The sequence below is a fragment of the Corallococcus sp. CA054B genome (assembly GCF_003611625.1).
In the GTDB taxonomy this organism is placed as follows: Bacteria; Myxococcota; Myxococcia; order Myxococcales; family Myxococcaceae; genus Corallococcus; species Corallococcus coralloides.
Genome location: NZ_RAVY01000037.1, coordinates 26623 through 52381, shown reverse-complemented (window position 1 = coordinate 52381; position 25759 = coordinate 26623). Strand labels below are relative to the sequence as shown.

The 25759-nt window shown below is 67.7% G+C and carries 24 protein-coding genes and 1 pseudogene; 15 read left to right on the top strand and 10 right to left on the bottom strand.

Annotated features, from left to right (window positions below; all coding sequences use genetic code 11):
* Nucleotides 1-25 precede the first annotated feature (25 nt).
* The 4 genes from D7V80_RS12325 to D7V80_RS12305 form a co-directional block, all read right to left on the bottom strand.
* Nucleotides 26-1405 carry an FAD-binding protein gene (locus D7V80_RS12325; RefSeq protein WP_233585279.1) on the bottom strand — a complete coding sequence of 460 codons (1380 nt, stop codon included), beginning with the start codon at nucleotides 1403-1405 and terminating at the stop codon, nucleotides 26-28.
* A gap of 100 nt (nucleotides 1406-1505) precedes the next feature.
* Nucleotides 1506-1754 carry a LamG-like jellyroll fold domain-containing protein gene (locus D7V80_RS43895; protein WP_158616610.1) on the bottom strand — a complete coding sequence of 83 codons (249 nt, stop codon included), beginning with the start codon at nucleotides 1752-1754 and terminating at the stop codon, nucleotides 1506-1508.
* 152 nt (nucleotides 1755-1906) lie between these two features.
* On the bottom strand, nucleotides 1907-2965 hold the full coding sequence (locus D7V80_RS12310; protein WP_120588336.1) for a hypothetical protein: 1059 nt from the start codon (nucleotides 2963-2965) through the stop codon (nucleotides 1907-1909).
* Nucleotides 2966-3100: 135 nt separating this feature from the next.
* The gene (locus tag D7V80_RS12305; protein WP_233585278.1) at nucleotides 3101-3910 is read right to left on the bottom strand and encodes a 1-acyl-sn-glycerol-3-phosphate acyltransferase; all 810 of its coding nucleotides are present in this window, start codon (nucleotides 3908-3910) and stop codon (nucleotides 3101-3103) included.
* A 258-nt stretch (nucleotides 3911-4168) separates the two neighbouring features.
* On the opposite strand from D7V80_RS12305, the gene D7V80_RS12300 reads away from it, so the two are divergent.
* On the top strand, nucleotides 4169-6718 hold the full coding sequence (locus tag D7V80_RS12300; RefSeq protein ID WP_233585277.1) for an RCC1 domain-containing protein: 2550 nt from the start codon (nucleotides 4169-4171) through the stop codon (nucleotides 6716-6718).
* A gap of 74 nt (nucleotides 6719-6792) precedes the next feature.
* Here the strand turns inward: D7V80_RS12300 and D7V80_RS12295 are convergent, their stop codons facing one another.
* Nucleotides 6793-7020 (bottom strand): family 43 glycosylhydrolase, encoded by a 228-nt coding sequence (locus D7V80_RS12295; protein ID WP_233585276.1) that lies wholly within the window; start codon nucleotides 7018-7020, stop codon nucleotides 6793-6795.
* On the opposite strand from D7V80_RS12295, the gene D7V80_RS12290 reads away from it, so the two are divergent.
* From D7V80_RS12290 to D7V80_RS12280, 3 genes are read left to right on the top strand one after another with little or no spacing between them, the layout of a single operon-like run.
* The gene (locus D7V80_RS12290; RefSeq protein ID WP_233585275.1) at nucleotides 6989-7783 is read left to right on the top strand and encodes a family 43 glycosylhydrolase; all 795 of its coding nucleotides are present in this window, start codon (nucleotides 6989-6991) and stop codon (nucleotides 7781-7783) included. The genes D7V80_RS12295 and D7V80_RS12290 overlap by 32 nt on opposite strands.
* Nucleotides 7784-7808: 25 nt before the next feature.
* Complete coding sequence (locus D7V80_RS12285; protein ID WP_120588334.1) at nucleotides 7809-8645, top strand: phytanoyl-CoA dioxygenase family protein; 837 nt, start codon at nucleotides 7809-7811, stop codon at nucleotides 8643-8645.
* A gap of 53 nt (nucleotides 8646-8698) precedes the next feature.
* Nucleotides 8699-9838, top strand: coding sequence for a UTP--glucose-1-phosphate uridylyltransferase (locus tag D7V80_RS12280; protein ID WP_120588333.1), 1140 nt, complete (start codon nucleotides 8699-8701; stop codon nucleotides 9836-9838).
* Between the two features lie 25 nt (nucleotides 9839-9863).
* Here D7V80_RS12280 and D7V80_RS12275 read toward each other — a convergent pair.
* A pseudogene (locus tag D7V80_RS12275) lies at nucleotides 9864-10127 on the bottom strand (hypothetical protein); the annotation flags it as partial.
* 525 nt (nucleotides 10128-10652) lie between these two features.
* Here D7V80_RS12275 and D7V80_RS12265 point away from each other — a divergent pair.
* Nucleotides 10653-11729: an amidohydrolase family protein gene (locus tag D7V80_RS12265; protein WP_120588330.1), complete on the top strand. Its 1077-nt coding sequence runs from the start codon at nucleotides 10653-10655 to the stop codon at nucleotides 11727-11729.
* Nucleotides 11722-12093, top strand: a complete 372-nt coding sequence (locus tag D7V80_RS12260) for a metal-sulfur cluster assembly factor (protein WP_120588329.1) — start codon at nucleotides 11722-11724, stop codon at nucleotides 12091-12093. Before D7V80_RS12265 ends, D7V80_RS12260 begins: the two co-directional genes overlap by 8 nt.
* Nucleotides 12094-12648: 555 nt before the next feature.
* Here D7V80_RS12260 and D7V80_RS12255 read toward each other — a convergent pair.
* Complete coding sequence (locus tag D7V80_RS12255; protein ID WP_120588328.1) at nucleotides 12649-13110, bottom strand: GNAT family N-acetyltransferase; 462 nt, start codon at nucleotides 13108-13110, stop codon at nucleotides 12649-12651.
* A 243-nt stretch (nucleotides 13111-13353) separates the two neighbouring features.
* Here D7V80_RS12255 and D7V80_RS43890 point away from each other — a divergent pair, with 243 nt between their 5' ends.
* The 4 genes from D7V80_RS43890 (at nucleotide 13354) to D7V80_RS12240 (ending at nucleotide 14830) form a co-directional block, all read left to right on the top strand.
* Nucleotides 13354-13587 carry an alpha/beta fold hydrolase gene (locus D7V80_RS43890; protein ID WP_370452484.1) on the top strand — a complete coding sequence of 78 codons (234 nt, stop codon included), beginning with the start codon at nucleotides 13354-13356 and terminating at the stop codon, nucleotides 13585-13587.
* Nucleotides 13482-13766: an alpha/beta fold hydrolase gene (locus tag D7V80_RS41380; RefSeq protein ID WP_147447071.1), complete on the top strand. Its 285-nt coding sequence runs from the start codon at nucleotides 13482-13484 to the stop codon at nucleotides 13764-13766. The genes D7V80_RS43890 and D7V80_RS41380 overlap by 106 nt, the downstream gene beginning before the upstream one ends.
* A 60-nt stretch (nucleotides 13767-13826) precedes the next feature.
* Nucleotides 13827-14300 carry a hypothetical protein gene (locus D7V80_RS42205; protein WP_199738535.1) on the top strand — a complete coding sequence of 158 codons (474 nt, stop codon included), beginning with the start codon at nucleotides 13827-13829 and terminating at the stop codon, nucleotides 14298-14300.
* A 221-nt stretch (nucleotides 14301-14521) separates the two neighbouring features.
* On the top strand, nucleotides 14522-14830 hold the full coding sequence (locus tag D7V80_RS12240; RefSeq protein WP_120588325.1) for a hypothetical protein: 309 nt from the start codon (nucleotides 14522-14524) through the stop codon (nucleotides 14828-14830).
* Between the two features lie 147 nt (nucleotides 14831-14977).
* Here D7V80_RS12240 and D7V80_RS12235 read toward each other — a convergent pair whose 3' ends face one another.
* Nucleotides 14978-15313, bottom strand: coding sequence for a hypothetical protein (locus D7V80_RS12235; RefSeq protein WP_120588324.1), 336 nt, complete (start codon nucleotides 15311-15313; stop codon nucleotides 14978-14980).
* A gap of 683 nt (nucleotides 15314-15996) precedes the next feature.
* Here D7V80_RS12235 and D7V80_RS12230 point away from each other — a divergent pair.
* From D7V80_RS12230 to D7V80_RS12210, 5 genes are all read left to right on the top strand, one after another.
* Nucleotides 15997-17676 (top strand): hypothetical protein, encoded by a 1680-nt coding sequence (locus D7V80_RS12230; protein ID WP_233585274.1) that lies wholly within the window; start codon nucleotides 15997-15999, stop codon nucleotides 17674-17676.
* Nucleotides 17676-18722, top strand: coding sequence for a hypothetical protein (locus tag D7V80_RS12225; RefSeq protein WP_120588322.1), 1047 nt, complete (start codon nucleotides 17676-17678; stop codon nucleotides 18720-18722). The genes D7V80_RS12230 and D7V80_RS12225 overlap by 1 nt, the downstream gene beginning before the upstream one ends.
* Nucleotides 18723-18733: 11 nt before the next feature.
* Complete coding sequence (locus tag D7V80_RS12220) at nucleotides 18734-20314, top strand: DUF1501 domain-containing protein (protein WP_199738533.1); 1581 nt, start codon at nucleotides 18734-18736, stop codon at nucleotides 20312-20314.
* Between the two features lie 162 nt (nucleotides 20315-20476).
* The gene (locus D7V80_RS12215; protein ID WP_120588321.1) at nucleotides 20477-22450 is read left to right on the top strand and encodes a hypothetical protein; all 1974 of its coding nucleotides are present in this window, start codon (nucleotides 20477-20479) and stop codon (nucleotides 22448-22450) included.
* Nucleotides 22451-22611: 161 nt separating this feature from the next.
* Entirely contained in the window at nucleotides 22612-24123 is a 1512-nt protein-coding gene (locus D7V80_RS12210; protein ID WP_233585273.1) for an NAD(P)/FAD-dependent oxidoreductase, read from the top strand.
* On the opposite strand, the gene D7V80_RS12205 is transcribed toward D7V80_RS12210, so the two are convergent.
* Both D7V80_RS12205 and D7V80_RS12200 read right to left on the bottom strand, forming a co-directional pair.
* Entirely contained in the window at nucleotides 24081-24836 is a 756-nt protein-coding gene (locus tag D7V80_RS12205) for a DUF5953 family protein (protein WP_120588320.1), read from the bottom strand. The genes D7V80_RS12210 and D7V80_RS12205 overlap by 43 nt on opposite strands.
* A complete protein-coding gene (locus tag D7V80_RS12200) occupies nucleotides 24833-25750 on the bottom strand; it encodes a DUF6310 domain-containing protein (RefSeq protein ID WP_120588319.1) in 918 nt (305 codons plus the stop codon). The genes D7V80_RS12205 and D7V80_RS12200 overlap by 4 nt, the downstream gene beginning before the upstream one ends.
* Nucleotides 25751-25759: the final 9 nt, after the last annotated feature.

Below are 25759 nucleotides of genomic sequence, written 5' to 3'. Positions count from 1 at the left end.
GCTGGCGGAGAATCCCCCGGGGAGTTCAGAAGATGCCCTGTCCCGGCGTGAGGACGCGGTCCGGGTCGTAGCGCCGCTTCGCGTGCTCGAACCGCTCCCACGAGGGGTGGAAGTGGCGGCGCCAGTCGGCGGGGCTCAATGGCACGGCATCCACGGGATAGATCTTCCCGCCGATGGCCGTGAGCCGGTTGAAGATGGCGCGATTCTTCCGCACGAGGGATGCGACGTTCTCCGGCGTCGGTGGAATGGCGGTGCGCAGCAGCGAGAAGAGGAAGACGTGTCTGTCGTTGGGCGTGCGCAGGAAGGGCGCGGTCAGCTCCGAGGCGCGGAAGGGGTAGAGGAGGATGGGCCCCTGGCCCATGTCGGCCTCGGTGGTCTGTGAGAGGACCTCCTGGACGAAGGACTCGGCGGACCGGGCGGGGACGAACATATCCAGCCACGGATGGGGGAAACCCCAGACGCCGAGCTGCTTGAGCAGCTCGACCAGCGGCGCGAGCCGGTTGGCGAAGTCGAAGTAGCTGCCGTCGCTCACCTGGAGGGTTCCCGGCTGGAAGCCCAGGCCCGCGAGCAGTCTCGCATCGTGCGGCTCCAAGCCCGGGGTGAAGTACTTCACCACCTCGAGCTGATACGCCCGCCCTCCGTTGGAGGCGACGACGGAGCCCTCGACGTAGTCGAAGCGGCCGTCCTCGATGAGCCGCCGCTGGTCCTCCATGAAGCGGTGGAGGTCGTCGTACAGCGCGATGTACGACCGGGCGCGGGGCGGCACTTCGACGAGCCGCACCCTTGCTCGCACGATGATGCCGAACTGGCCCAGGCCCGAGCGCACGGCGTCGAACAGGGGACGCTCGCGCGAGCGCGAGCACCGCACGAGCTCACCCCGACCCGTGACGACGTCCATTTCCAGGACGTTGTCCACCTGGAGCCCCCAGCGAAACGCCTGTCCGCCGATGCCCCCCGCCGACAGCGTTCCACCGATGCTCAGCTCGATGTAGTCGGTCAGCACCGGCGGACTCTTGCCGAGGGGAAGCGAGGCCTGGAGCAGCTCGTGCCACCGGACGCCTGCATCCACCCAGGCGCTGTCCCCGCCAACCTCATGCAGGGTCGACAGCGTGGACATGTCGATGACGATGCCCGCCGTCACCTGGGACTGGCCGAAGGTGCTGTGGCTCTCACCGAGGCCCCGAGCGGCGGCGATCTTCATGCCCTGGCGCCGCGCGAAGCGGACCATGGCCACGATGTCTTCCACCGAGCCGGGAACGAGCACCGCCCACGGCGTGCGGTGGAGGATGTGACCGAAGTCCTCCGCGGACGCGGTCCGCGACGCCGTGTCCATCAGCAACTCGCCATCGAGTGGCGGCAGGGGGACTGCTCCAGCCTCCAGCGTAGAGGCCCAACTCCGGCTCATGGGATTGAATGCCACTGCCACCAATGCACCTTGGAGCAACGCCCTCCGGGAGACGATTCGACTCGACATTCACTCCTCCTCTACGTCGGAGACGTCCATCCTATGCTCTCCGATGGACGAACGCGCCCCGGCTCAACCGTCGCCGGGGCGCGGCGCTGGTCCCAGAGCCGACCAGCACTCCGTCAACGTACATCTTGAGCGACGTGCCACTGCGGGTATAGGCGACGTGGTGCCAGCCGCCGTCGTTGAGCGACGTCGGAGAGGCGCCGGTGCCTGCTCCGTTGGTGACGGCGACACCCGTTACATCCCGAAGGACAAGCTGCCGCTCGAGAACGGCTTGCGGGTGCACGTGAGGCGCTCGTCGCACAGTCCCTGGGCGACGGCTACGATTTCAGCCTCGCCCTGGCCGAGCGGGTCATTCGTCGCCAACCCGCCTCTCCCGTCCGTGCCGCAGAGGTGCGCGCGGGGCTGCTCACGGTACGAGCCACTGTCGGGAACGCCTCACGCCGGCCGCGGGCGCTCTCCCGGACGCCAGGCCTTGAATGCGTTGATCCGCTCTAGAACCGCTCCCTCGGGCTTGCTGCCGCGCACCTGATGGAGGTCGAGCAGGTTGTCGAGCACCATCTCGACGAGGCGGTGGAAGTCCGCCGGGTTGGCCGGGGAGAGCTGCCAGCTGACCGCGAACGCTTCCTCCGCCAGCGCGAGCGACGCCTCGACCTGATCAGGCCAGCTCAGCGCCCGGCTGAGTTCGTTCAGATGCAGGGCCAGGGTAGGGGCGTACGTGTCCAGTCCCTCCGCCACGAGCTGGCGACCAATGGCCACCGCCTCAGTCAGGAATGCGAGTGGCTCTTCCCACCCCGCTCCCCCTTCGAACCTACCGATGTAGCCCAGGGTCTTGGCCAGAGCGGGTCGGAACTCGCCCGGCCTCGCCTCCGCCAGCTTGCGAAGGACTGCCACCTCCTCGAGCCTGGAGGCGCGCAGCTCCTTGTCTTGTCCAAGCTTGGACTGATGGTCGGCAAGCCAGCTCAAGCCCTTGACCAGCTCGGGGAGGAACGCGTCCGGCTTCACTGCCGCGAGCTGACGAAAGATGGCCACGGACTCGGCCGTGGAGGCAAGGCCCGCCTCCCGCTCGTTGGGCACGCGTTGATGGGTGCCCAGGTGGCGCAGGCTCGCGGCCAGCTCGGGGAGGAACGCGTCGGGATTCACCTCCACGAGCTTCCGCAGGATGGCCACCGCCTCGGCTGTGGGAGCGAGCGCCGCTTCCGAGCTCCTGTGCGCACCCAGCATCCTGCCCAGGTCGTGCAGTTCCGTCGCCAACCTGGGCAGGAACGCGTCGGGCCTTGCCTGCGCCAGGCTCCGCAGGAGGTCCACCGCCTCGGTCGCGGAATCAATGGCCGCGTCCGTGGCGTAGAGCTCTCGCAGACACCGACTCTGCGCCATCAAACTGTCGATGAGCGCGGGCACGTGCGCCTCTGGATCGAGTGCCGCCTGCTCGCGGTGGTATTCGACGGTCTGTCGAGCCGCGTTGTATGCCTTCTCCCTGACCCGCCAATCCTCCATGGCCTGTGAGCGTGCCGACCCTTGCCCGGCCCGTCAACCGCGGCGGGCGCGGTGCGGAAGGAGGGTTGGCAATGCCAGTCGCCCTGGACACCCGTGCGGAGATCGCACTCGGTGGAGTACCGCTCACCCTGCGCGTCACCGTGCGGCCTTGAGGTCGCTGTCACGCCCCGCCGGGCGTTCGGCCTCCATGCGCGCCTTCTCGCGGACCATGACGTTGCGCACGTGGTCGCGCAGGGCGTGCACATCCCCCGCGAAGTCCGCGGGGTCGATGGGCTCCAGCACTCGCACCCGGGCGTGGACGGTCTGCTGGAAGACGAGCGCGTGCTTCGGCAGGGTCAGCGCGGTGCCGGTGAGGACCACGGGGATGATGGGGCAGCGCTGCTGGACGGAGAGCGTGAAGGCGCCGTCCTTGAAGGCCTTCACCTTGCCGTCCCGGGAGCGGGTGCCTTCGGGAAACATCAGGATGGGGACGCCGCGTGACAACCAGCGCTCGCACCCGGCCATCATCCGGAGGACGCTGGCGCGGTCTCCACGGATGATCGGTACATAGCGGTTGAGGCGCATGTTCCAGCCAATGAGTGGCAGCTTGAAATTCTCCGCCTTGGAGACCCACTTGAACGGCCGGTAGAGACCGAAGAGGACCAGGATGTCCCCCAGCGACTCGTGGTTGGACACCAGCACCGCCGCGCCCCTCCAGGGCAGGCGTTCGCGGCCCTCCACCCGCAGGTGCCACCTCGGGTTCACGTAGAAATACAGTTGTGCCCAGAAGCACGAGTACAGGTGCAGCACCCGCCCGTTCGCGTCGAACGGGCGGGTGAGCGCCCACAGCAGGAGCGCTCCCAGGAACAGCACCGCGCTGGACAGCGCGAGGAAGGCCCAGAGCGCGCTCGAGAGGAGGACTCGAGCGGTCCCCGGTCTGTCATGGACGGATGGCTCCACACCCAATAGGGCTCCTGTCCTTCTCATGCTCATGCGTCTGTTTCCCGAGGGGAAGGCACAGCCGAGCCAGCGAAGGCTTCGCTTGCCGCCGCGACGCAGGCTTTCCGCCGGCCAGCGACGCCTGTCGGGCAAGCGATTGGTCGTGGGACAGTGTTCAATTCCATGCGCCGCTTCCGCGCATCTGCCCTCTTGCCGCGAGTGGAATGTCTTGCTTCGGGAGCGCCGTGTAGAGTCGGACAGGCTGTCCATTCAGGGGGGGGAAACATGAGAAGAACGACAATGGCCTGGCGGCTCCAGGCCTTGCTCACCACGGTGGTCTGGTTCAGCGTCCTGGCGTGCGCGGGTTCCGACCCGGATGGCGCGGACCCCTGCCAGCGCAATCCCTCTCAGTGTGTACCGGATGGAGGCGACCCTGGGCCTGATTTGACGCCTCCCACCCTCACCGACAGTTCGCAGTCCGCCACCCAGGTGCTGGTGCAGCGCCCGGTCACCTTTCGCGTGAAGGCCCACGACGAGGAGTCCCCCCAGCTGCGCTTCTCCTGGACGGCCAACGTCGGGACCCTGGGCAGCCCCTCCCATACGGGCACCAGCAGTGAAGTCATCTGGACCTCTCCCTCCTGTGTGCCCACGGGGACCGTCGTGACGGTGACGGTCACGGTCGCGAACAGCGGAGATGCGTCCGTTTCCAAAACCTTCACCGTCGACGCCAATGCGTGCCCGAAGCCCACCGTCGTCGCAGGCAGTGCCCATACGGTGGCGCTGCGCGGGGATGGGACTGTCTGGGCCTGGGGCTTCAACGGGAATGGCCAACTGGGCGATGGGACGACCACGGACCGAGCTGCGCCGGTGCGGGTTTCCGGGCTGACCAGCGTGATTGCCCTGGCTGCGGGCGCCCGCCACTCCTTGGCGCTGCGCAACGACGGGACCGTCTGGGCCTGGGGTTACAACGTCGCTGGCCAACTGGGGGATGGGACGTTCAACTCCCGGGCCACGCCCGTCATGGTGTCCGGGCTCACGGGGATCACGGCCCTGAGCGCCGGCAGCAGCTTCACGCTGGCGCTGAGCGGCGATGGAACCGTCTGGGCCTGGGGCGCCAATGGGAATCGCCAACTGGCGGATGGGACGACCCGCTCGCGGACACGGCCCGTGCGGGTGCCCTCGCTCACGGGAATCACCGCCGTGGCCGCGGGCGGTAGCTATGCGTTGGCACTGCGCGCGGATGGGACTGTCTGGGGTTGGGGCTTCAACGGGGGCGGCCAGATGGGGAACGGGACCACCACCGACCAGGGAACGCCAGGGCAGGTGCCCGGGCTCACGGGCGTCACTGCCCTGGCGGCGGCCCCCAACCACACGTTGGCGCTGCGCGCGGATGGGACTGTCTGGGGTTGGGGCGTCAACGGGAGCGGCCAGATGGGGAACGGGACCACCACCGAGCAGCGAACGCCAGGGCAGGTGCCCGGACTCACGGACGTCACTGCCCTGGCGGCGGGCAGTTACAGCTCCATGGCGCTGCGCGGGGACGGGACCGTCTGGGCCTGGGGCCTCAACCAATCTGGCCAGCTGGGGGATGGGACGACCACCCAGCGTGTCACCCCGGTGCAGGTGTCCGGGCTCGTGGGGGTGAGCGTCCTGACGGCTGGCTCCTCGCATGGGGTGGCCCTGTGCGGCGATGGAGCCCTGCGAGCGTGGGGCGACAACCGCCATGGCCAACTAGGGGATGGGACGACCTCCCTCCGATCCCTGGCGGCGCAGCTGTCCGGGCTCACGGGCGTGACCGCCCTGGCCTCGAACGGTGACCATTCATTGGCGCTGCGCGGAGATGGGACTCTCTGGGCCTGGGGGGTCAACCCGGCGGGTCAACTGGGGGATGGGACGACCATCGACCGAGCCGCACCGGTGCGGGTGTCCGGCCTCACGGGGGGCACCGCCGTGGCCGCGGGCGAATCCCATACCCTGGCGCTGCGCGCGGATGGGACCGTCTGGGCCTGGGGCTCCAACGAAAGCGGCAACCTGGGAGATGGGACGGTCACGGCCCGACTCACGCCCGTCCAGGTGTCGGGGCTCACGGACGTCACCGCGCTGGCGGCAGGCCGCGCCAGCTCGATGGCGCTGCGCGCGGATGGGACCGTCTGGGCCTGGGGTTCCAACGGGAACGGCCAACTGGGCGATGGGACGACCACGGACCGAGCTGCGCCGGTGCGGGTGTCCGGGCTCACGGACGTCACCGCCCTGGCGGCAGGCAATGTGTTCATGATGGCACTGCTCCGGGATGGGACCGTCTGGGCCTGGGGCTCCAACGGGATCGGCCAACTGGGCGATGGGACGACAGGAAATCGGTCAGTGCCGGTGCGGGTGGCCGGGCTCACGGAGGTCACCGCCATCGCCGCGGGCGGTGCCCACGGGTTGGCGCTGCGCGCCGATGGGACCGTCTGGGCCTGGGGCGACAACCGTTTCAACCAACTGGGGAACGGGACCACACAGCAGCAGCTCGCGGCGGGGCAGGTCTCCGGGCTGGCGGGGGTCACCGCCCTGTCCGCGGGGGGGAGCCAATCCATGGCGCTGCGCGGGGATGGGACTCTCTGGGCCTGGGGCTCCAACGGGAACGGCCAGCTGGGCGATGGAACGACCACGGACCGAGCTGTGCCGGTGCAGGTGGCCGGGCTCACGGAGGTCACCGCGCTGGGCTCGGGCTCCTCCCACACGTTGGCGCTGCGCCGGGATGGCACCGTCTGGGCCTGGGGCTTCAACGGCGATGGACAGCTCGGTGATGGGACGGTGCCGGTGCGGGTCCCTGTCAAATCCCTGCTGCCTTGAGCGCGGCCTGGTGCACGGACTTCGCCGTGGGCGCGGCCTCTTCAGGAGGTCGCGCACCGGCTGGACCCTGGCACCTACCGCCGTGGCAACTCGACTTCCTCATCCGTCGGTCCGAGCACCCGCGGTCCTTCCGGCGTCCACACGATGGGGTCGATGCACATCCGCCGCGCCATCTGGCCCACGTCCCACGCGTGGTACACCATCACGTCCTGACCGTCCGGCCCGACGACGACGCTGTTGTGTCCGGGGCCGAGGACGCGACCGGGGACCGTGCGCAGCTTCTTCCTGTACTTCTCCGCCACCCTGGACCCCGAGCGTGCGGCGAGCTTCAAGAAGGAACGGGGCGCGGTGGACAGCCCGGAGGATGTCTTCTGCCTGGGCGTCGCCACGTCGTCCAAGCCCGAGGGCCCGTTCCGCGACAGCGGGCGTCCGCTCGTGTGCGGGCTGTCCTTCGTCAACATCGACCCGATGGCCTTCGATGACGCGCGCACGGGGCGCAAGTACCTCTACTGGGGTTCGGGCTTCCAACCCATCCGCGTGCAGGAGCTGGCGGCGGACGGGCTGTCCTTCAAGAAGGGGAGCGCTCCCACGGAGCTGGTGCGCGCGGACAAGGCCGTCCCGTTCCAGACCCTGGTCGAAGGCGCGTGGGTCGTCCAGCGCGACGACTACTACTACCTCTTCTATTCAGGCGAGAACTGCTGCCACGGCCCGCTGCAGGAGGTGAAGTACGCCGCCCTGGTGGCGCGCTCCCGCACGCCCACCGGCCCCTTCGAGACGCTGGCACAGGCGACGGGCGCGCCCGACAGCGCCGTGCTGCGCCGGAGCGACGCGTGGATTGCACCGGGCCACAACTCCGTCTTCACCGACCGCTCGGGACAGGACTGGATTGCCTACCACGCCATCGACGTCCGGCGTCCCTACGTCGAGGAGGTCATCGGAAAGGACCGCTCGGTGCGCCGCCCGATGTTGATGGACCGGCTCACGTGGAAGGACGGCTGGCCGCGCGTCGAGGGCGGGGTGCCCTCGGCGGGCCCCGTGGCCGCGCCGTCGCTGACCGGCAAGTGAGCATCCCCCGCTTGGGAGAAGGAACATGAGCACCGTGCACGCACCGCAAGAAACCCACGAGCCGGCTGACCTCCTGCGCGGCCTCTACGGCGACGGCATCATCGGGCTGAAGGGCGCCTTCCCACGCGACTGGGCGGCGCGGATGCGCGAGGACATCGAGACGCTCTTCGCCGATGCCCGGCAGGTCCCCGGCGGTGCGCTGCCTCGCGGGCCGCAGCGCTGGTACGTGGAGGTGCACCCGGAGCGCATCCGAGGCTTCGTCGACATCGTCACCCACCCGTGGTTCGTCGCCGTCTGCGAGGCGGTGCTCGGGCCCGACTATCGCATCGTCGAGGTGGGCTTCGACGTTCCCTTCCCGGGCGCGGCCGACCAGCCCTGGCACCGCGACTTCGCCGCGCCGGAGGCCACGACGAAGGGCCGTCGCCTCAACTCGCTGGCCTTCAACCTGACCGCCGTGGACACGATCCCGGAGATGGGGCCGTTCGAGGTCGCGCCCGGAACGCAGTGGGATGAATTCGAGGGCTGCGCCAGGGGCATGTTCCCGCCTCGCGAGCTCTGGCCGCGCTACATCGCCCGCGCGGTCCAGAAGCTGCCGCGCATGGGCGACATCTCCGCCCGCTCCGCCCTGACGATCCACCGGGGCACCGCCAACCGCTCGGACCAGTCGCGTCCGGTGCTGGTGGTCGGCGTGGATGCGCCAGACGCGACGAACGCCAACCACCATGACCTGCAGGTGACGCGGCGCTACCTGGAGGCCCTGCCACCTCGCGTAAGAGAACACCTCACCTGCCGCGTGGTCGATGCGCTCGCGCCGGTGGTGCAGCATCACACCATCGAAGGGCTGCTGAAGCCCGCGTACTGACCCGGCCCCTGGGGACCATGCGTTTCGGTGAAGGGCGCTCTATCCTCCCGCGCGTGAAAACCCAGACCCCGGATGTGGATGGAGAACTTGATGACCCCCGGCTCGCGCGTGACGGCTTCGACGCGGCCAGCTTCCGGGCGCTGCTCGCCCGCTACCAGCGCGGGGAGCTGACGGAGTCCCAGTCCCTGTCGGGCCCCCTCGAGCCGCCACGGCCGGGGGATGTCCAACCGCTGCCGGGCGAGGGCACCCCTGCCCACGAAGCCTGCCGTGCGGCGGGGGAGCAGGCCTTCCGCGAGGGCGCGGTGGCCGCCCTGGTGGTGGCCGGTGGAGCGGGGACGCGTTTTGGCGGGGGCGTGAAGGGGCTGGTCCCCGTCCTGGGGGAACACACCTTCCTGGACCTCAAGCTCGCCGAGGCGCGCCGGTTGGGCGAGCGGCTGGGCCGCCCGGTGCCGGTGGCGGTGATGACCTCCTTTCTCACGCACGAGGCCATCGCCGCGCACCTGGAAGCCCGGGGACTGGGGCGGGACGTGTTCCTCTTCCGGCAGCGGATGCTTCCCCGGCTCACGCCACAGGGCGCCTTGTTCCGGGAGGCGGAGGGGGGGCTGTCCTTCGCCCCTTCTGGCCATGGGGACGTGTTCCGCGCCCTGCGCGAGAGCGGGGTGGGGCAGACGCTGCGCCAGCGCGGTGTGCGCTGCATGTACTTCTCCAACGTGGACAACCTGGCGGCGACGCTCGACCCGGTCGTCATCGGGATGCACCTGCAACGGGGCTGCGACATGACGGTGGAGGTGACGCCGCGAGCCAACCCCAGTGGCGCGTTGGACGCGGGCGCCGCGCCGGTGCGCGTGGGCGGCCAGCTCCAGCTCGTGGAGAAGGTGGACCCCACGCAACATGCCTTCATCTCCACCAACAACATCACCTTCCAATTGGAGGCCATGCTGAACGAAGCGCTGCCCATTCCCTACCGGGTGGTGCCCAAGAAGGTGGACGGCGCGCCCGTCCTCCAGTTCGAGCAGGTGACGGCGGAGGCCAGCAGCCTCACCCGACCGGATGGCCAGCCGCTCCTGTCGGTCGCCTTCATCGAGGTAGGGCGCACGGACCCCTCGACGAGCCGCTTCGAACCAGTGAAGGCCCCGGATGACCTTCCCCGGGTGGTGGAGCGCCTGCGTCCGCGGCTGGAGGCCCTGCGTTAGGGGCTGGCGTAGCTGACAGTCCAGCTCACTCCTCCTTGAGGATGAGCAGGCCCCGGTTCGTGTCCACCACGTAGATGAACCCGTCCCGGGGCACGCGGATGCCAATGGCATTCGAGAAGAACTCGGAGCCTGTCCGGAGCGGCGGGGTGTTCTGGTACGTGTTGAAGTACGCCACCTCGCGCGGCCGGGGCGGGACGGACACGTCCAGCACGCGCAGGTGCGCGTTCAACTGCTCACCGCCCTCGAACGCGATGGTGCGTCCCGCGAAGGTGCCCACCACGTTCGCGTGGCCCTTCGTGACGTAGATGTCCACCGGGAAGGTCAGTGGGACGGCGGACTCCGAGACGAGCTTCAGGCCCGAGGCCTCCCCCTCGCCCCGTCCCCTACGTCCTGGAAGAGCAGTGGGGTGCCATCGCTCTGGCCCACGCCACCATCCGAAGGCAGCCGCAGCGTGAAACCGAGTGGATAGGGACTGGTGGTAGCCAGACGGCGCACCTCGTACGCGCCCGAAGCCTCCAGGCCGTCGAGCGCCCCGGATGGGCACATGGACCGGTCGAACAGGGCCGGGCCCGAGCACGAAGCGAGGGAAGCGCTATGGAATGGAAATCCATAACCAATCAAGGTCTGGCTTTCCAGGGCCCCCGGAAAGTACTTGCCCCAGGCAACCATCGGTTGAATCGACAGGGGCGTCGGGTTCCACGCCGCGGTTCCACCATAGAATAGCCAACACGCCTACCTGGATACGTATCCGTAGGGTGGTGATGCTTCCGCCCACCGGCGCAGTGGCGGTGGGCGTCGGATAGGGAGTTTCCTGATGATTGACAACGGCTTCGTCATCGATGCGGTCACGCATGCGTACAACCTTCACCCCACCAACTTCCGCGCCGGCAGGTATGCGGAGTCCCTGGCGCAGCTCATCTGGGGGTTGCACAGCAGCCTGTCGGGTGAAACCCACCGCGTCCCCACGGAAGCAGGCTTCCTCAAGGACTGGTCGGTGCGGGAGCTGGCCCACATCCTCTTCGTGGAGAGCGGCGTCGACCTGGCGGTGCACCACGTGCTGCCACTGCGGACGCTCTACCATGACGGCCTCTGTTCCTATGAGAAGTCGCTGGAGATCAAGAGGCGCTACCCCAACCGCTTCCTCGTCTACGCCGGCGTAGATCCGCTGCGTGGCACGGCGGCCCTGGAGGACCTGGAGCAGCAGGCCGAGGAGCTCAAGCCGCACGGCCTGAAACTCTACCCGGCGGCCTGGTTGGGGGAGTCGTTCCGCCACACAGGCTGGCGCATGGACGACCCGAGCATCGCCTTCCCGCTCTTCGAGCGCGCCCGGAAGCTGGGGATCCGGAACATCGCCGTCCACAAGGGCCTGCCGATGGGCGCGGTGCCCATTGGGGCCTACAGGGTGGATGACATTGGCGGCGCGGCTGATGTGTTTCCAGACCTGAATTTCGAGATCGTCCACGGCGGCATGGCATTCCTGGACGAGACGGGGATGCAACTGTCGCTGTTCCCCAATGTGTATGTGAACCTGGAAGTAACGGGCGCGCTCATCGTGAAGCGCGAGCGCTGGTTCGCGGAGTCGCTGGCGGCGCTGCTGAAGTGGGCGGGCCCGGCGAAGATCATGTGGGGCTCGGGGACGGTGTTCAGCCACCCGCAGCCAGCGCTGCTGAAGTTCTGGAACGACTTCCAACTGCCGGACGACCTGGTGCAGGTCGCGGGCATGCAGGTGACGCCGGAAGTGAAGCGGATGATTCTCTGCGACAACTACGCGCGCTACGCGGGCATCGACGTCCCAGCCGTGAAGGCGAGCATCGCCCACGACGAATTCTCCAGACTGAAGGCCCGGGGTGACATCCAACCGTACAGCTACCACGAGGGGCGCCATGACTGAGCAGGCGTTGCGGGAGTGCATCCAGGACATCCCGGACCCGTGCAGTTGCGCTACCGGGGTGCCGCTGGGCATCGGGGAGATGGGCCTCATCGAGTCCGTGAAGCACATGGATGGAAGGGTGACGGTGCGGATGCACATCACCTCTCCCATGTGCATGATGGCGGCCTACTTCATGCGTGAAATCGAGCAGCGCCTGCTCGCCGTGGAAGGTGTCACGGCGGTGCGCGTGGAGTTCGACAAGGAGCTCCGCTGGACGCCCGGGGACATCCAGCCGGAGGCCCGCGAGCGGCTCGCGGCCAAACGCATCGCGATGCTGGGGGGCCGCCTGCTGCTGCGTGACGAGGCGCGAACCGAACCCACCTGACGGCGGTCACCCGCTGTTTCGCGTGAGGCTCCGCCGCCTCCCGCGTTCGACAAGGGCTCCACGAAAAAGACAGACACCTGCCCGGGCAACCACGGCCCCAGGCAGGTGCTCTCATCAATGAGCGCGGCTCACCAGCAACACGTCTGGCAGATGTCGTACTCGGACTCGCAGTTCACCTCGCACGCCTCTGCGGGCGGCCGCCCGACGCAGGCCGCCAGGCATTGATCCAGCCGGGGCTGACACAGGGTGCAAGGACGGCAAGCGAGAAGCTCCTCCGAGGAACTCGCCACACCCTGCGCGCCGCAGACACTGGTCGTCGCCACGCTCGTGGGCAAATCCCCCCTGTCCCGGGGAGAGGCTCTCATGAGCCTGGACACTTCCAAAAGCAACGAAACACAGAGAAAGGCACAGCCGCAGGGTGTGGCGAGTTCCAGGGTTCCGCTCTCATCTGAAGCGCATTCGCGAGGAGGACCAGATCAATGCCGAGCGGCTGGCGGCCCTGGTCATCTCGCGGATGATGAGCTCGAGTCCCTCGGGTTCGAATCCGCTCCCGGGTCAGCCCCTGCGCATGTCGAGGTGCGGGATGCCGTCCTCGTCGTAGATGTCGCTCACGGCCACGAAGCCGAAGCCCTCGTAGAAGCGCTGCAGGTAGGCCTGCGCCCCGATGCGCACGGGCGCGCCCGGAAAGCGCTCGGAGAGGAAGTGCAGGCCGCGCTCGACCAGGTCGCGGCCCTGCCGCTGCCCGCGCAGCGCTGGCGCGGTGACGACGCGGCCAAGGCTCGCCTCGGGGAACTTGAGGCCGGGTGGCAGTGCGCGCAGGTAGGCGCCCAACTGCCCCGTGCCCGGGACGCCCCCGAGCAGGTGGAAGCACTCGGCGTCCAGTCCGTCCGCATCGAGATAGATGCTCTTCTGCTCCACCACGAAGACTTCGGAGCGCAACGCGAGCAGCCGGTACAGTTCCTCGAGCGTGAGCTCGCTGAAGCGTTTCCACTGCCAGTCGATAGAAGAGGGGGGCATGGTGTCCTGCCATCTTAGCGCCAGCGGCGTGAGCGGGCCACGCGGCGACGCGCTGCAGGTCCGACTGGCTGAGCAGTCATCACCCCCTGCTCCCTGGGCCTGCGCGCCTCCTGTGCCAAGCCATCGTGTCTGGGATTGATGGAAGGGCCGTCCCTTCAGCAGCCCTCGCGTGGGGACTCGCATCGAGGCGTCCCTGTGAAGGAGGTGGGACCCGGTGGTTGATTCGATCTCCACCCCAGGCACATGGTGGGTCCCATGAACGACTTCCAGCATGAAGTCGTCGAGGCCAACGGGATCGCGATCCATGTCGCATCGGCCGGCAGGGGGTCGCCGCTCCTCTTCCTTCACGGGTTTCCGCACACCTGGTTCGTATGGAGGAACGTGATGGGAGCGCTCGCCAGCGAGCACCACGTCATCGCACCGGACCTCCGGGGCTCCCCGAAAACGCACAGCTGCTTTCGAAGGTCGAGCGCCTGACCGTCCCGACGCTCGCGATCGCCGGGGGCGTCGTCGGCGACGCACTCGCGCGTCAAATCGCGCCGCTGTGCGACCACCTCGAGACCGCGCGCCTCACCGACGCCGCACACATCCTGCCCGAGGATCAACCCGCGGCGCTCGCGGCGCTCCTGCGAGGCTTCGCCCGGCCGCTGGGCTGAGCGTGTGTCCTGGATGCCCCGAACCCAGCCCGTTGTTCACGCACCAGGGAGGGGCATTGGATGCGGCTTGAACAACTCAAGTGGCTCATTGGCGCGCTAGGAGCCATCCTGGTGCCAACAGCCTTCACGAGCGCCACGAAAACCAAAATCTTCGCGGCGGATCTGATTGGTCTCTGGATGCACGGTGCCGGCAGCGCGCTGACCTGGGTGAACAGTTCCGGCGGATATGTGGGAAGCCAGAGCGTGGCCTACAGTGAGAGCTGGGATCTGCGCGCCGACATGACCTACGACAGTCAGTTCGGTGGGGTGTCGTCGATCACGGGCCATGCGCAGCAGCAGAAGACCGGGACGTGGTCGCTGAGCGAATCGAAGATCATCATCTCACCCGGTGACGGGTCACGGGCGGAGGGATACTGGATCCTCTCGTTCGAGAACAAGCCGAATGGCTCGGTCCTGACCCTCCTTCCCGATCGATTTGAGCTCGATGAAGGGAACTTCATCTACAAACAAGTGTGGACCCGGGCGAAGAAGTGAGCAGGTCGGCATCGCTTTGGAGGTGCAGTTCCAGGAGTCGGGGCGGGGAGTGATGCGCGTCTCCTCACCCACCCGAGCGGTCACCCGGTCGTAGGCCTCCCGAGAGAGCATGCGCAACGGCAGGGCCCGCCGCCCCGCGGGTTTGCCCATCGCGGTGTACCTCCGGAAAACGACTGGAGGTGCATTCCATTCAGCCTGAGCCCTGCGGTAGATAGCCGCCCATGCGCTCTCTCTTCTGTGCTCTCGTCCTTCTCTCCACCGTTACCGGCTGTGCCACCGTCAGCAAGAAGCAGTATGCGGACCTCTCCGCGGGTGCCATTGGCTGCCCTGCCGAGGAGCTGGTGATTACCGGAGAGAAGAGCTCGTATGGCCTTGGCGAGATGGTGGCCCCCTGGAACGCTGAATGCCGTGGACACCGCTTCATCTGCAGCGCCGCCGGCCAGACCGTGAGCTGCAAAGAGGAGCTGAAGGCAGTCGAAGCGCCGTCGGCGGCGCCGGCTGCCGCGCAAGCCGAAGAGGGGCCGCAGTAGCGTCTTCCTTCACCTTCCGCCGCCCTACGTCGGCTGGAAGAAGTGGCCATCCACCAGCTGGCCGATGGCCTCACGCGCGGACCGCGGGGGCCTCCCAGGGACTGCGGCGCGGCCCCTCAGGTGGAGGCCGCGCCGCGGGAAGGGCCATCAGTTCCTGGCAGGCTGAGAAGAAAACACGGTCTCCTGCCGCGACTCACCGCACGTCCGCGCCGAGGCATCATCGGAGGACGACTGCGCCTCGCTCGTGTCCTCGTCCACATCCGGCGGTTTGATTTTGCAGGTGAACGGGTTCTCCTGGCATCCGTACATGGACTCACCGCAGGTGGTATTCGGGTTCGAATAGGTCCAACAGGTGTCCTCGCACGTCACCCAGGAACAGCCGCAGATATCTTCACAGGCCGGGGGGCGCGCCAACGCGTCAGGCGCAAAGGCCGAGATAGAGAGGACAGCCAGAGCGACCAAGGACTTGCTCAATGCCTTCATCACTTCTCCTGTGTGGGTGATTCGGGTTCAAGCATCACATTGGCCTGTCTGGGTGTCCAGGCTTGCACACCGCGTCATCCCCAGGGGCAATGATTGTTTTGGGCGCAAGGCGACACAAACACTGAGGTGGTCCAGGATTTCCGTGGACATCAAAGCGTTTCTCCCACGGCTCAAGCGACCCAGAAAACTCACACAAGGAGAGTTAAACGACGCTCAGCCTCGGCCCGCGATAGACGGTGTCCACGCGCCACGTCCAGCCGGGCGCTGAGAGTCCCCCCCGCTTCCGTGGACACCCCTGATGTGATGGAAGGGTGTTCGCTGTCGTCGACGAAACGAGTCCGGGGGCGTCCGTACGCGCCCGCCTTCTTCGCCGGCAGGTGCGGCGGCGCACCCGGAGGCCATCACTTCCACCGCCTGCGCTCCTGGCTCCAGGTCCATGCGGCCACCGTGTCACTGCTGGATACGTTCCGGGCCCGGATCGTGCTTCCGTGTCATGGAGTCATGCGCCTGGTGTATTGTTCGTGCATATGCATTGGCACTTGCACCTGAAGCGCGCGGCTCTGCTGGCTGTGCTCTTCGCTGCGTCCGGGCTCACCGGAGTCGACGCGCACGCACAACAATGTGGCCCCGAAGCACCTCCCCCCGCCGTCCCTCTCAATGACCAGATGAGCGGCACGCGGGTCTTGCGCCGCCTCGTCCTCGGTCTCACGGGGACGACGCCCACCGTCGAGCAGTACGAGGCGATGGCGGCCGCGGCCACGCCCGAGGCGCGGGAATCCATCCTGCGCTCCACGCTCGAGGCCGCGCTCGGCTCGCCGAAGTTCTACGAGCGGATGGTGAACTTCGGCCACGAGTGGCTCGCGGTGGGCGCATACACCACCGGCGCGGCGGGTGACGCCTACCAGGGCGACATGTCCGGCCACCTCTTCAAGTGCGACGCCAACACCGCGCACGCGGGCGCGTACTACGCCGTGCACGAGTTCGGCGATAAGGACCCGGCCAAGCAGTGCCTGGACCAGGACGCCAACGGCGACCCCGCCGTGCCCGAGGTGCACCAGGTGGAGCCCTGGTGGGCGCCGGGCACCACCGTCACCGTGCTCGGCAAGGCCGGCTCCGACGTCACCCAGGTCACCGACAGCAAGGGCCAGCCGGTCGACTGCGGCCTCGCGACCGGCGGCTACTACGACCCCATGCTGCCCCCCGCGTGCGGCTGCGGCCCGAACCTGGTGTGGTGCAGCCCGCTCTACGGCCTCCATAGCAAGAGCAACTACGACTTCGGCGTGCAGCGCCGGCACCCCTACGAGGAGCCCGCGCGCCTCTTCGCGCACCTCGCGTGGCACGACCGGCCGCTCTCGGACCTCATCCTCGGGAACTACTCGGTCGGCACCAACTGGCTGCGCGCGCTGTACGTGCGCTTCGGCCGGCAGATGGGCAACAGCGCGCTGGACAAGAACACCACGTGGTGGCGTCCCGACGCGGACAACGCGCCGCGCGACCCGCTGCACCCCACGCCGGATGATCCGCAGGCGTGGCGCGAGTTCGTGGTCGAGGACCTGGAGCCCTTCCACCTCGCGCTCACCCCGAACCGGGCGCGCTCCGGCAGCATCGACCGCACCTACCGCTTCGACCCACGCACCACGACCGACGCGCCCCAGGGCCTCCCCACCGCGGGCGTGCTCACCATGATCGGCTCGCTGTCGTCCTTCCCGCGCGAGCGCGTCCGGGCCGCGCGCTTCCTCGAGATGTTCGCCTGCCAGAGCTTCTCGCCACCGCCCGCGGACGTGCACTTCCCGCCCCTGGAGGTGGACCCCGGCACCGGCGGCACGTGCCTGCACTGCCACCGGACGCTCGACCCCGCGGCCATCTCCTTCAAGCGCTGGGACTTCAACCCTGCCCAGAGCTCCTACGTCCCGTGGCCCTTCATGCCGGGCGTGGGCCGCTACCGCATCACCAAGGAGTGGCTGTCCGGGCAGTACCCGTACACCGGCACCTCGCCGGGCTACCGCTGGAAGAACGCGTTCGTCCCCAACACCCTCCTCACGCCCGTCACCCCCGAGCAGGTGAAGGCCAACCCCGAGGCGGTGCTGCTCGACACGATGCCTGACACGTACACGCTGCTCGGCGAGCACGGCGACGGCACCATGGGCCCGCTCGGCTTCGGGAAGCTCGTCGTGCGCTCCGGCGAGTTCGACCGCTGCGTCGCGCGCAAGATGTATTCGATGTTCATCGGCCGCGACCTGAACACGGCCACGGAGAAGGGCTTCATCGACAAGCTCGCGCGGGAGTTCGTCGCGGGCGACCGGAAGCTGAGACCCTTCATCCGATACCTCTTCGAACAGCCCGAGCTGCGGAGGGGTCTGTGATGAACACGTTGCGTTCGACCCTGATGGGCGCGGCGCTGGCCGCGGTCGTGCTCCTCGCCGCGAGCTGCGACGGGAAGATCTGGGACGCTCCCGGTGACTCCGCGGAGGACCCGGGCGGCGACAGCTGCGCGGCCGTGAGCAAGAACGACGAGATCCGTCTCGCGCTCGCGCCCGCGTGCCAGGGCTGCCACCTCACCGGCAACAAGCCCTTCTTCGCCTCGCTCACCGCCTTCGAGAGCGGGCTCGTCTACAACGAGAAGTACGTGAAGCGCGGCGACCCCGGGAACAGCATGCTCATCCAGCTGCTGAACGGCGTGGCCCCCGGCAGCTATCCCCAGATGCCGCCCGGGCAGCCGTACAACGAGCTCGTCAGCAGCGGCCGCGTCACGCTGACCATCGCGCAGGTGGAGGACTGGATCCGGAACCTGCCGGCCACGCCCGCGCAACTGGAGGCCCCCGTGGCCGAGGAGTTCAGCGTCCGCCGGCTCACAGCCGAGGAGATGGTCATCAGCCTGATGGATCAGCTCGGGCTCACCCTCGAGGACTTCGTCCGCACCACCGAGCCCAACTGGCGCGACATGCCGTACGTGGCGAACGGCGGCAAGTTCTTCATCTGGCCCGGGGACTGGGCCCCCGGCATCTCGGGCGAGTACGTCTCCGACTCGCGCAGCGTCGAGCGCTTCGAGGCGCTCGGCGGCGGCAATTCGCTCCTGTACCGCAAGCGGGACGTGAGCTTCGGTCCGTCCGCCGCGCAGACGCTGGTGCAGATGTCCCAGGCATGGTGCGCGCGCGCCGTGGACAAGAAGAACAACCCGGCGGTGCTGCGCTACGCGACGCTCGCCGACACCTCCAAGAGCAACCCGGACGCGGTGCAGAAGAACCTGCGCTCGCTCTCCCTGCGCATGCTCGGCCAGCCGCCCTCGGACGCGGAGGCCCAGGCGCTGTACGAGCAGGTCTACCTGCCGCTGGAGGCGCAGAACACGCGCCTCGCCTGGATTGGCGTCTGCGCGGCGCTCATCCGTCACCCGATGTGGATCACCTACTGAGCGAGGACACCATGCCGAACACCTCTCGTCGCACCCTGCTCAAGTGGGCCCTCGGCGCGGGACAGCTCGCGCTCCTCGAGCGCGCGGGGCTCCTCGGTTCGAGCACCGCGCACGCCGCGGACGTCGACGTCCCCTCGCGCCTCGTGGTGCTCTACATCCCCGGCGGCTACCGGCCGGCGTACTACTTCACCCCGATGGAGGACGCGGACATCCCGCTCTGCGTCCCCACGCCCTCCAACCACAGCGGCGAGCCCGTCTTCTTCCAGGCGAGCCAGCTGGTGAACCTCGCGCCTCCGAACGGCTCCTACAAGCCGCTGCGGACGTGGCAGTCGTGGAACCCCGCCGACCCGGCCGCGCGCGGCAACTACAGCCCGCTCATGTACGGCTACACGCACTTCGCGCTGGCGGATCAGCTCAGCGTGTTGCACGGCATCGACCAGGGCACCAACGACCACTCGAGCGCGTTCATCTCCTCGATGTGCGGTGTCGCCGGCGCGGACTACCGGGCGCCCGCCGTGCACTCGGTCATCGCGAACCACCTGTACGAGAAGTACCGCGAGAGCCGGCCGCTGCCCTTCGTCGTCGTCACCGGAGAGCGCGGCACGCCGGTGGGCATGGGGCTGCCCTCCCACGCCTCGCCCCTGCGCGTGCCGTCCATCGAGGCGCTCAAGCCGATGCTCTCGGCGAAGCCCTCGGACAACCCGTGGTGGACGGGGCTCGACGCGCGCACCGAGGCGCCCGAGCTGGACGTGCGCGGGAAGCCCACCGGGGGCACCCTGAAGACGACGGCCATCGAGCGCTTCTCGCTGACGCGCGCCCAGCAGCTCCTGGGCCGCTCGACGGCGAGGGTGGACAACTACCTGGAGGGGTTGCACGGCTCGCTGTCGTCGGTGTCGCGCGTGCTCGCGACGGACGTCGTGTCCGTGCTGGAGAAGACCCAGGGCATCGAGATGATGACCTCGAACCGCCCCGCGTACCTGTCGAGCTACCTGTCCAACCAGTCGTTCACGTACACCTTCGGCCTCGCGAACTTCCACCTCACGGGGCTCGACTCGCGCATGGACATGGCGCTGCGCCTGCTCAAGGCGGACCTCTGCACCTCGGTGCACGTCTCGCTGCAGCAGGACTTCGACACGCACAGCGGCCTGGGCCATGGCTACAGCTGCGCGCACGGCCGCGGGATGATGGACAACGTCGCGCGCTTCCTCGGCGAGCTCAAGGCCGCGCCCGCGCCCGGCAAGCCCGGCAAGACGCTGCTCGACGACACGCTCGTGCTGGTGATGAGCGAGTTCGGCCGGAGCTGGGCCTCGCGGAGCAGCGACGGCACCTACTACCTGCCGGACGATCACCACCCCTACACGTCCATCTGCTTCGCGGGCGGGAACGTGGCGGGGAACCGGCAGGTGGGCTCGTACACCCCGCGCGGGCTCGGCGTCCCGGTGGACATCATCGAGGAGAACGGCCAGGCCTCGAAGCGCGTGCCCCGCTCCGCGGACGCGGTGACGACCGCGCTGCGCATCCTGGGCATGGAGACGCACGAGTTCTTCATCCCCGGCGGCTACGGCGAGGTCGTGGGGCTCCGGAAGGCGTAGTCCCGGCCGGGCGAGCGGTGACGCCGCCCCTGCGGCTCGCAGCGGATGGCCACCGCTCCCACGCCCCGTGAGCAGGCACCCGACCTGAGGGGTCCGCTCTGTCTTTCCTCAATGATTTCAGCGCTTTGACAGGGTTGTGATGGGCATGCGAGCGTTGCTCCCATGCCCGTCCAGCTGGAAGATCAGACCCGCACCGTCACCCTCGACCCGGAATCATTGCTCGAGTGGCTTCGGACGGCGTCGACGGAGGTTCCCAAGCACGTCAACGGCCAGCGGCTCAGCGACTTCCTGAAGCGGCGGGACAAGACCTACGGGGACTGCCAGCAGGACGTGTTCCTGGCGGACTTCGCCCGGTTCCACCGGACCTGCCGAAGCATCGAGGACGCCATCGAAAACCTGAAGGCCTACGGGCTCCGGGTGTCCCAGCTCCAGATCGACGACAAGCTGGCGTACGACGTCCTGAAGGTGGGGAAGGGGTACGCGCTCTCCAAGGACGTTCTGGGCTTCACGCTCAAGACCCTCAGGGACATGCAGGCCACGGAGCTCCAGTACGCGGAGGAGGCCATCGCCTCCCTGTGTGAGCAGATGGATTGGCACCTCACGGGCCCGGTGGACAAGGGCGAGGTGTCCAAGGACGTCCGCAAGACGGTCAAGGCCAACACCGCGACAGGGAAGGGGACGTCGGCCCAGCTCAAGGACCTGGCCAAGCTCGCGTACTACGAGCCCATCCGGAACCGGTTGATGAATCACGGCTTCATCGTCAGTCCTCGCGGTACGGCCCTGGGGGCCGTCTTCCCGGAGAAGGACTGGGTTGACGGCACCGGCGTCCCCTTCTTCGACACGACCGCGAAGCAGACCACAGACGCCTTGATGAAGAAGTATGAGCTGCTGGGGGACACCCCCGAGGCGCTGACCCGCCTGCTGATGCCCAGGAAGAAGCGGATGGAAGGGGAGGACCCCCTGGCCTCCGCGGTGGGCTGCATCTGCGTCTCGTGGACCCGGCATGAACGCAATGGCAAGACCCTCTACATCCCCGTCCTGGGGCTGTCGGGAGTCACCGAGCAGAAGCCCAACCTGGGGTTCTTCGAGAAGACCTGCCGGCACCTGGGACTGCCCACGAGCCTCTCCCTCGAGCCCTACGCCCAGAGGTTCGAGTTCACGGCGCATGAGGACGTCGGTCCAGCCTCCAGGGCCGTCCGGGACAAGGTCACGGAGATGTCCGAGCTGGAGAAGACCGGTGTGAAGAAGGACTCCGAGGCGTACCTCGCGCTCAAGAAGGAGAAGGAGGTTCTCGACAAGCGCAAGAAGGAGCTGATGGAGGCCGATGGCATCCGAAGGGTGGCGGAGCAGACCCAGTTCGACATCGAGAAGGTGCTCGTCACGAACTACGAAACCATGCTCCAGCGGACCAACCTCTGCGCCATCCAATACCGCGCCCGCGAGCTGCTGCGTCTGCGGAAGCCCTCGCGGCAGGCGCTCATGAGCTATGTCTCCTTCCGGGAGAGCAAGGACAGCAAACACCTGGAGGCCGCGCTCCTCCAGCCCCGCACCACGCCGGGCGTGGACCTCTGGATCTGCTTCTGGCATTCGTTCAACTGCGCCGAGCCCGCGGCGTTGATCTGCGCGTCGTCCTATTTCGGAGACGGCTGCGATGTCGAAGTCTGCTTCCCCTATGAGGGGTTGAGCGACGCAGGCCCGTTCAGCAACCGCCCCAAGGAAACCTGTCCCTGGTGCGCGACCGTGGAGCTGGGGTTCCGCAGCGTCACCAAGAACACCGGCGGCGTGGACGGAAGCCTGTCGAGCGGCTCCTGGCTGACGGAGCTGACCCTCAATACCGGAAGCGAGCCCAAGAAGAAGCTGTCACTGCGAGGCGGTTTTGATGCCTTTGATGACAACAATGCCATCATGCAGTCGACGTCCCATACGCTCGGGGGCTCCCAACAGGGAGGAGGCCTGGTCCGCAACAAGGACCTGGATGAAGAGGCCTATGGTGCCGTGGTCAAGACCAAGATTGGACGCGTCCGCTCCATGTATTACCTGTTGGGATTGATGGACCCCAAGGTCGTGGCGCTGGACCGCCCGCTGTTCCCCTGGCAAACGCCCGCCCGCTTCAAGTTCAAGGGCCTCAAGGACTGAGCGCGCCAAACCAAGCACCCTGGGAGGTCTCCAGGACGGGGAGCCGAGAGGGCATGTCAGACCGGTGAGGTGCAATCTCCCCGGCGGGGGCGAGCGGCTCTGGGGAAGGCGGACCCCTCTGAGCAGCAGCGCCGCGACATGAAACCTCGGAGGCTTGGGACGTGGACACCCCTGGACGCAGATTCGGAAGCGCCGTGGTCATCGGCGGCAGCATGGCGGGGCTCCTGAGCGCGCGGGTGCTCGCGGACCACTTCGACAAGGTGACGCTGGTGGAGCGGGATGTCCGGGGGGAGGGGCCCGCCGCGCGCAAGGGTGTTCCGCAAGGGCCGCACATCCACGTGCTGTTGGACACGGGCCGGCGCATCCTCGACACGTACTTCCCGGACCTGTTCGAGCAACTCCAGGTCCAGGGCGCCGAGCTCATCGACTCGAGTGGAGACCTCGCCTGGCACCACTTCGGGGTGTGGAAGCTGCGCCGCACCAGCGGCATCCCCGGGCTGCTGTGCACCCGGCCCCTGCTCGAGTGGAACGTCCTGCGCCGGGTGAAGGCGCGGCCCAACGTGGCGGTGCGCGAGGGCTGCTCCATCGAAGGGCTCATCTGCGACGAGAAGGGCACGGGGCGCATCACGGGCGTCCGGGTCAAGACACCCCAGGGTGAGGAGTCGTGGGAGGCGGACCTCGTCGTGGATGCCAGTGGCCGGGGCTCGCGGATGCCTCAGTGGTTGGAGGCCATTGGCTACGCGCGCCCGGAGGAAGAGCAGGTCATCGTGGACCTTTCCTACACGACGTGCCTGCACGAGCCGCCGCCCCACTTCCAGAAGGACTGGAAGGCGCTCTTCCTCTATCCAAGTCCTCCCAAGGCCTGGCGCGCGGGTTTCATCTCACACGTCGAGGGAGGCCGGTGGCTCGTCACCCTCAATGGCTACTTCGGGGAGCACGCGCCCACCGAGTACGCGGGGTTCCTCGAGTACGCGCGCTCACTGACGCGTCCGGACCTGTACAACTACCTGAAAGAGGCCACGCCGATAGGGCCCATCTCCCAGCACAAGGTGAAGGACTGCCGGTGGCGGCACTACGAGAAGCTGCCCCGCTTTCCCGAGGGGCTGGTCATCCTGGGAGATGCCGCATGTGCCTTCAACCCCCTCTACGGGCAAGGCATGTCGGTGGCGGGGCTTGGCGCGGAGCTGCTGGACACCTGCCTTCGCGAGCAGGCCGAACGAGGCGAGCTCTCGGGCCTGGCGCAGCGCTTCCGCGAGCGGCTGCCTGAAGTCATCCGGCTCCCGTGGCTGTTGGGCACGGGCATGGACCTGTTGTATCCGCAGGCCGTCGGGAAGCGGCCCTACGGGCTGGGCTTGCTGCACTGGTACATCCTGCGGCTGATGGAGCGCACGTCGACCGACGCACACGTCCATCGCCAGTTCTACCGGATCCTGCACCTGCACGCGGGGCTGGAGGCGGTTCTCCAGCCCTCCGTGGCCTTGCCCGTGTTGGGCCATGGCGTCATGTCGCTCCTCCGCCCGCTCGAGCGGCTGGCGAATACCGAGACACGGCCTCCCCCTCTCACGCCCCCGCGTCCAAGCCCTGTCCCGGTCCAGAAGTCCACGGGGGGCATCCAATCCCCTGAATCGCGTCAAGGCGCTGCCCGTCCGCCGATCTCCGGAAAGCGTTCGTAGGTCCGCTTGAGCGTGTTCAGATGGGCGGGGTTGTCCAGGTCGAGCGGTGTATCCGTGAGCTGTACGAGCCACCCACCCGATGTTGTGCGCCGTGCCCGCGACAGCAATTCGGAGTCGCGGGCCGGGTCTGGGAATCCGATGGCCTTCGCAGCAGCGGCAGACCAGTAATTCATCCACCCGAGGTAGCAGGGAATCTCGGGCGAGCGGATGTGCTCGAAGGGCTTGAGGGCTGGCAGGCCCCGGCGTGGGGACGGCGGTCCTTCCAGCGTGGGGGCGGTCTGATACGCGATGTCCACCGCTGCTTCGTATGGCGTCGCTCGTCCCCATAGCGCCCGTGCTCCTTCCGCCATGCCCTCAAGCACAGCCGCCGCTGACGCGATTACCGGCTCGTCCAAGGGCAGTTTTGCGTGAACCTCAAACTGGGATTGACCGCCTGCGCTGAAGAGTCCATCTCTTTCCCTTCCCCACACCGTCACGGGGTAGCTCTGATCCCCGTTGCACACGATAGGAAATCCGCCTTCCGCAATGCTTTCGATGAGCCACGCGTCGCGCTGCGGCAGTGCGATGGGGCGCCCGCTCTTCGAGAGTCGCCACTCCAGACGCAGGTCGGGCAGCGCCTTCTCCAGTCCATGAACGCTATCGACTGTGCGGCGGTCTTTACCCACGAGCGCAGGCGCATAGACAATGATGGCAAGTCTTTTTTGCGTAGTCATCGCCTACACCCCGTGACAACAACCCTCAAAGACTGATCCGCTTGCAGCAGCGCATCTTTGTGAACTTGAGTGCTTACTCCAACGACAAATTGATATCCGCATGCCGCTGCGGCCCTTCGTTCTGCCTCCAATTGTTTGATTTCCTTTTCAATCTCTCGATCTCGGACGAAGTCATTGTACAAATCGAAGCGATGGGTCTTGATTTCCCAAAGCTTGCGTACTCCGACTTGCAACGCATCGAATCGTACACCGCCAACGAGCACGTCCATCCCTGGATAACGGTTGGGTGGGAACTTGTCGGCACACTCATTATGCGGGTCGTCCTCGCCCGCGTGGGGCACTGGAACAGGTTCGCAGCTGGCGCGTCCCGTCCGGTCCACGGGCACAGGCGGCACTGGAGGCTGCCAGTCCTGCCCCGCTGGCTCGGGCTTGGGATTGGGCTTGCGTTGTGCTTCAGCTTCCCGGGAGGCCACCTTCGTTCCTCGTGAGGTCCCTGCTTCCTCGGGGTATGCGTGCCGCAGTTCATACGCGTCCAGCGCTTCCTTGATGGCAACGCCGACCACCACCACGCCAAGCACGATCACGGCTCCCACGGCAATCTCAGGAGCCGCCAGTACGCAGAACCCGATTCCCACGACAGCGGCGTCAGCGGAGGCGACCGTGCATCTTCCCGTGGTGTCGTGGAACTCGAGCCGGTCATGGTCGAGGGTCCGATAGCACCTCTCCACCAGCGCGGGCCAAGGCTGCGACGCCTCACGGACGACGCACCGTCCCCCGTCCGTCCACGGCAGCGTCGCCGCTCGCTGGAGGTTGGCAAGTCGCTGGCTCCGCGTTCCCCGCTCGTTGGGAGAGGGCGTCGACGAAGCACAGGCAGAAAGAAAGAGCAGAAGCGCGATGCAAGCCCTGGAACGCATGACCACGGC

Bases quoted from the DNA above. Each gene is read 5' to 3' on its own strand.
- D7V80_RS12235 (WP_120588324.1), bottom strand. From the start codon at position 15,313: ATGAAGGCATTGAGCAAGTCCTTGGTCGCTCTGGCTGTCCTCTCTATC.
- D7V80_RS12205 (WP_120588320.1), bottom strand. From the start codon at position 24,836: ATGACTACGCAAAAAAGACTTGCCATCATTGTCTATGCGCCTGCGCTC.
- D7V80_RS41380 (WP_147447071.1), top strand. From the start codon at position 13,482: ATGGAGGAACGTGATGGGAGCGCTCGCCAGCGAGCACCACGTCATCGC.
- D7V80_RS12285 (WP_120588334.1), top strand. From the start codon at position 7,809: ATGAGCACCGTGCACGCACCGCAAGAAACCCACGAGCCGGCTGACCTC.
- D7V80_RS12240 (WP_120588325.1), top strand. From the start codon at position 14,522: ATGCGCTCTCTCTTCTGTGCTCTCGTCCTTCTCTCCACCGTTACCGGC.
- D7V80_RS12220 (WP_199738533.1), top strand. From the start codon at position 18,734: ATGCCGAACACCTCTCGTCGCACCCTGCTCAAGTGGGCCCTCGGCGCG.
- D7V80_RS12200 (WP_120588319.1), bottom strand. From the start codon at position 25,750: ATGCGTTCCAGGGCTTGCATCGCGCTTCTGCTCTTTCTTTCTGCCTGT.
- D7V80_RS12300 (WP_233585277.1), top strand. From the start codon at position 4,169: ATGAGAAGAACGACAATGGCCTGGCGGCTCCAGGCCTTGCTCACCACG.
- D7V80_RS12310 (WP_120588336.1), bottom strand. From the start codon at position 2,965: ATGGAGGATTGGCGGGTCAGGGAGAAGGCATACAACGCGGCTCGACAG.
- D7V80_RS12260 (WP_120588329.1), top strand. From the start codon at position 11,722: ATGACTGAGCAGGCGTTGCGGGAGTGCATCCAGGACATCCCGGACCCG.
- D7V80_RS42205 (WP_199738535.1), top strand. From the start codon at position 13,827: ATGCGGCTTGAACAACTCAAGTGGCTCATTGGCGCGCTAGGAGCCATC.
- D7V80_RS12325 (WP_233585279.1), bottom strand. From the start codon at position 1,405: ATGAGCCGGAGTTGGGCCTCTACGCTGGAGGCTGGAGCAGTCCCCCTG.
- D7V80_RS12215 (WP_120588321.1), top strand. From the start codon at position 20,477: ATGCCCGTCCAGCTGGAAGATCAGACCCGCACCGTCACCCTCGACCCG.
- D7V80_RS12225 (WP_120588322.1), top strand. From the start codon at position 17,676: ATGAACACGTTGCGTTCGACCCTGATGGGCGCGGCGCTGGCCGCGGTC.
- D7V80_RS12265 (WP_120588330.1), top strand. From the start codon at position 10,653: ATGATTGACAACGGCTTCGTCATCGATGCGGTCACGCATGCGTACAAC.
- D7V80_RS43890 (WP_370452484.1), top strand. From the start codon at position 13,354: ATGGTGGGTCCCATGAACGACTTCCAGCATGAAGTCGTCGAGGCCAAC.
- D7V80_RS12255 (WP_120588328.1), bottom strand. From the start codon at position 13,110: ATGCCCCCCTCTTCTATCGACTGGCAGTGGAAACGCTTCAGCGAGCTC.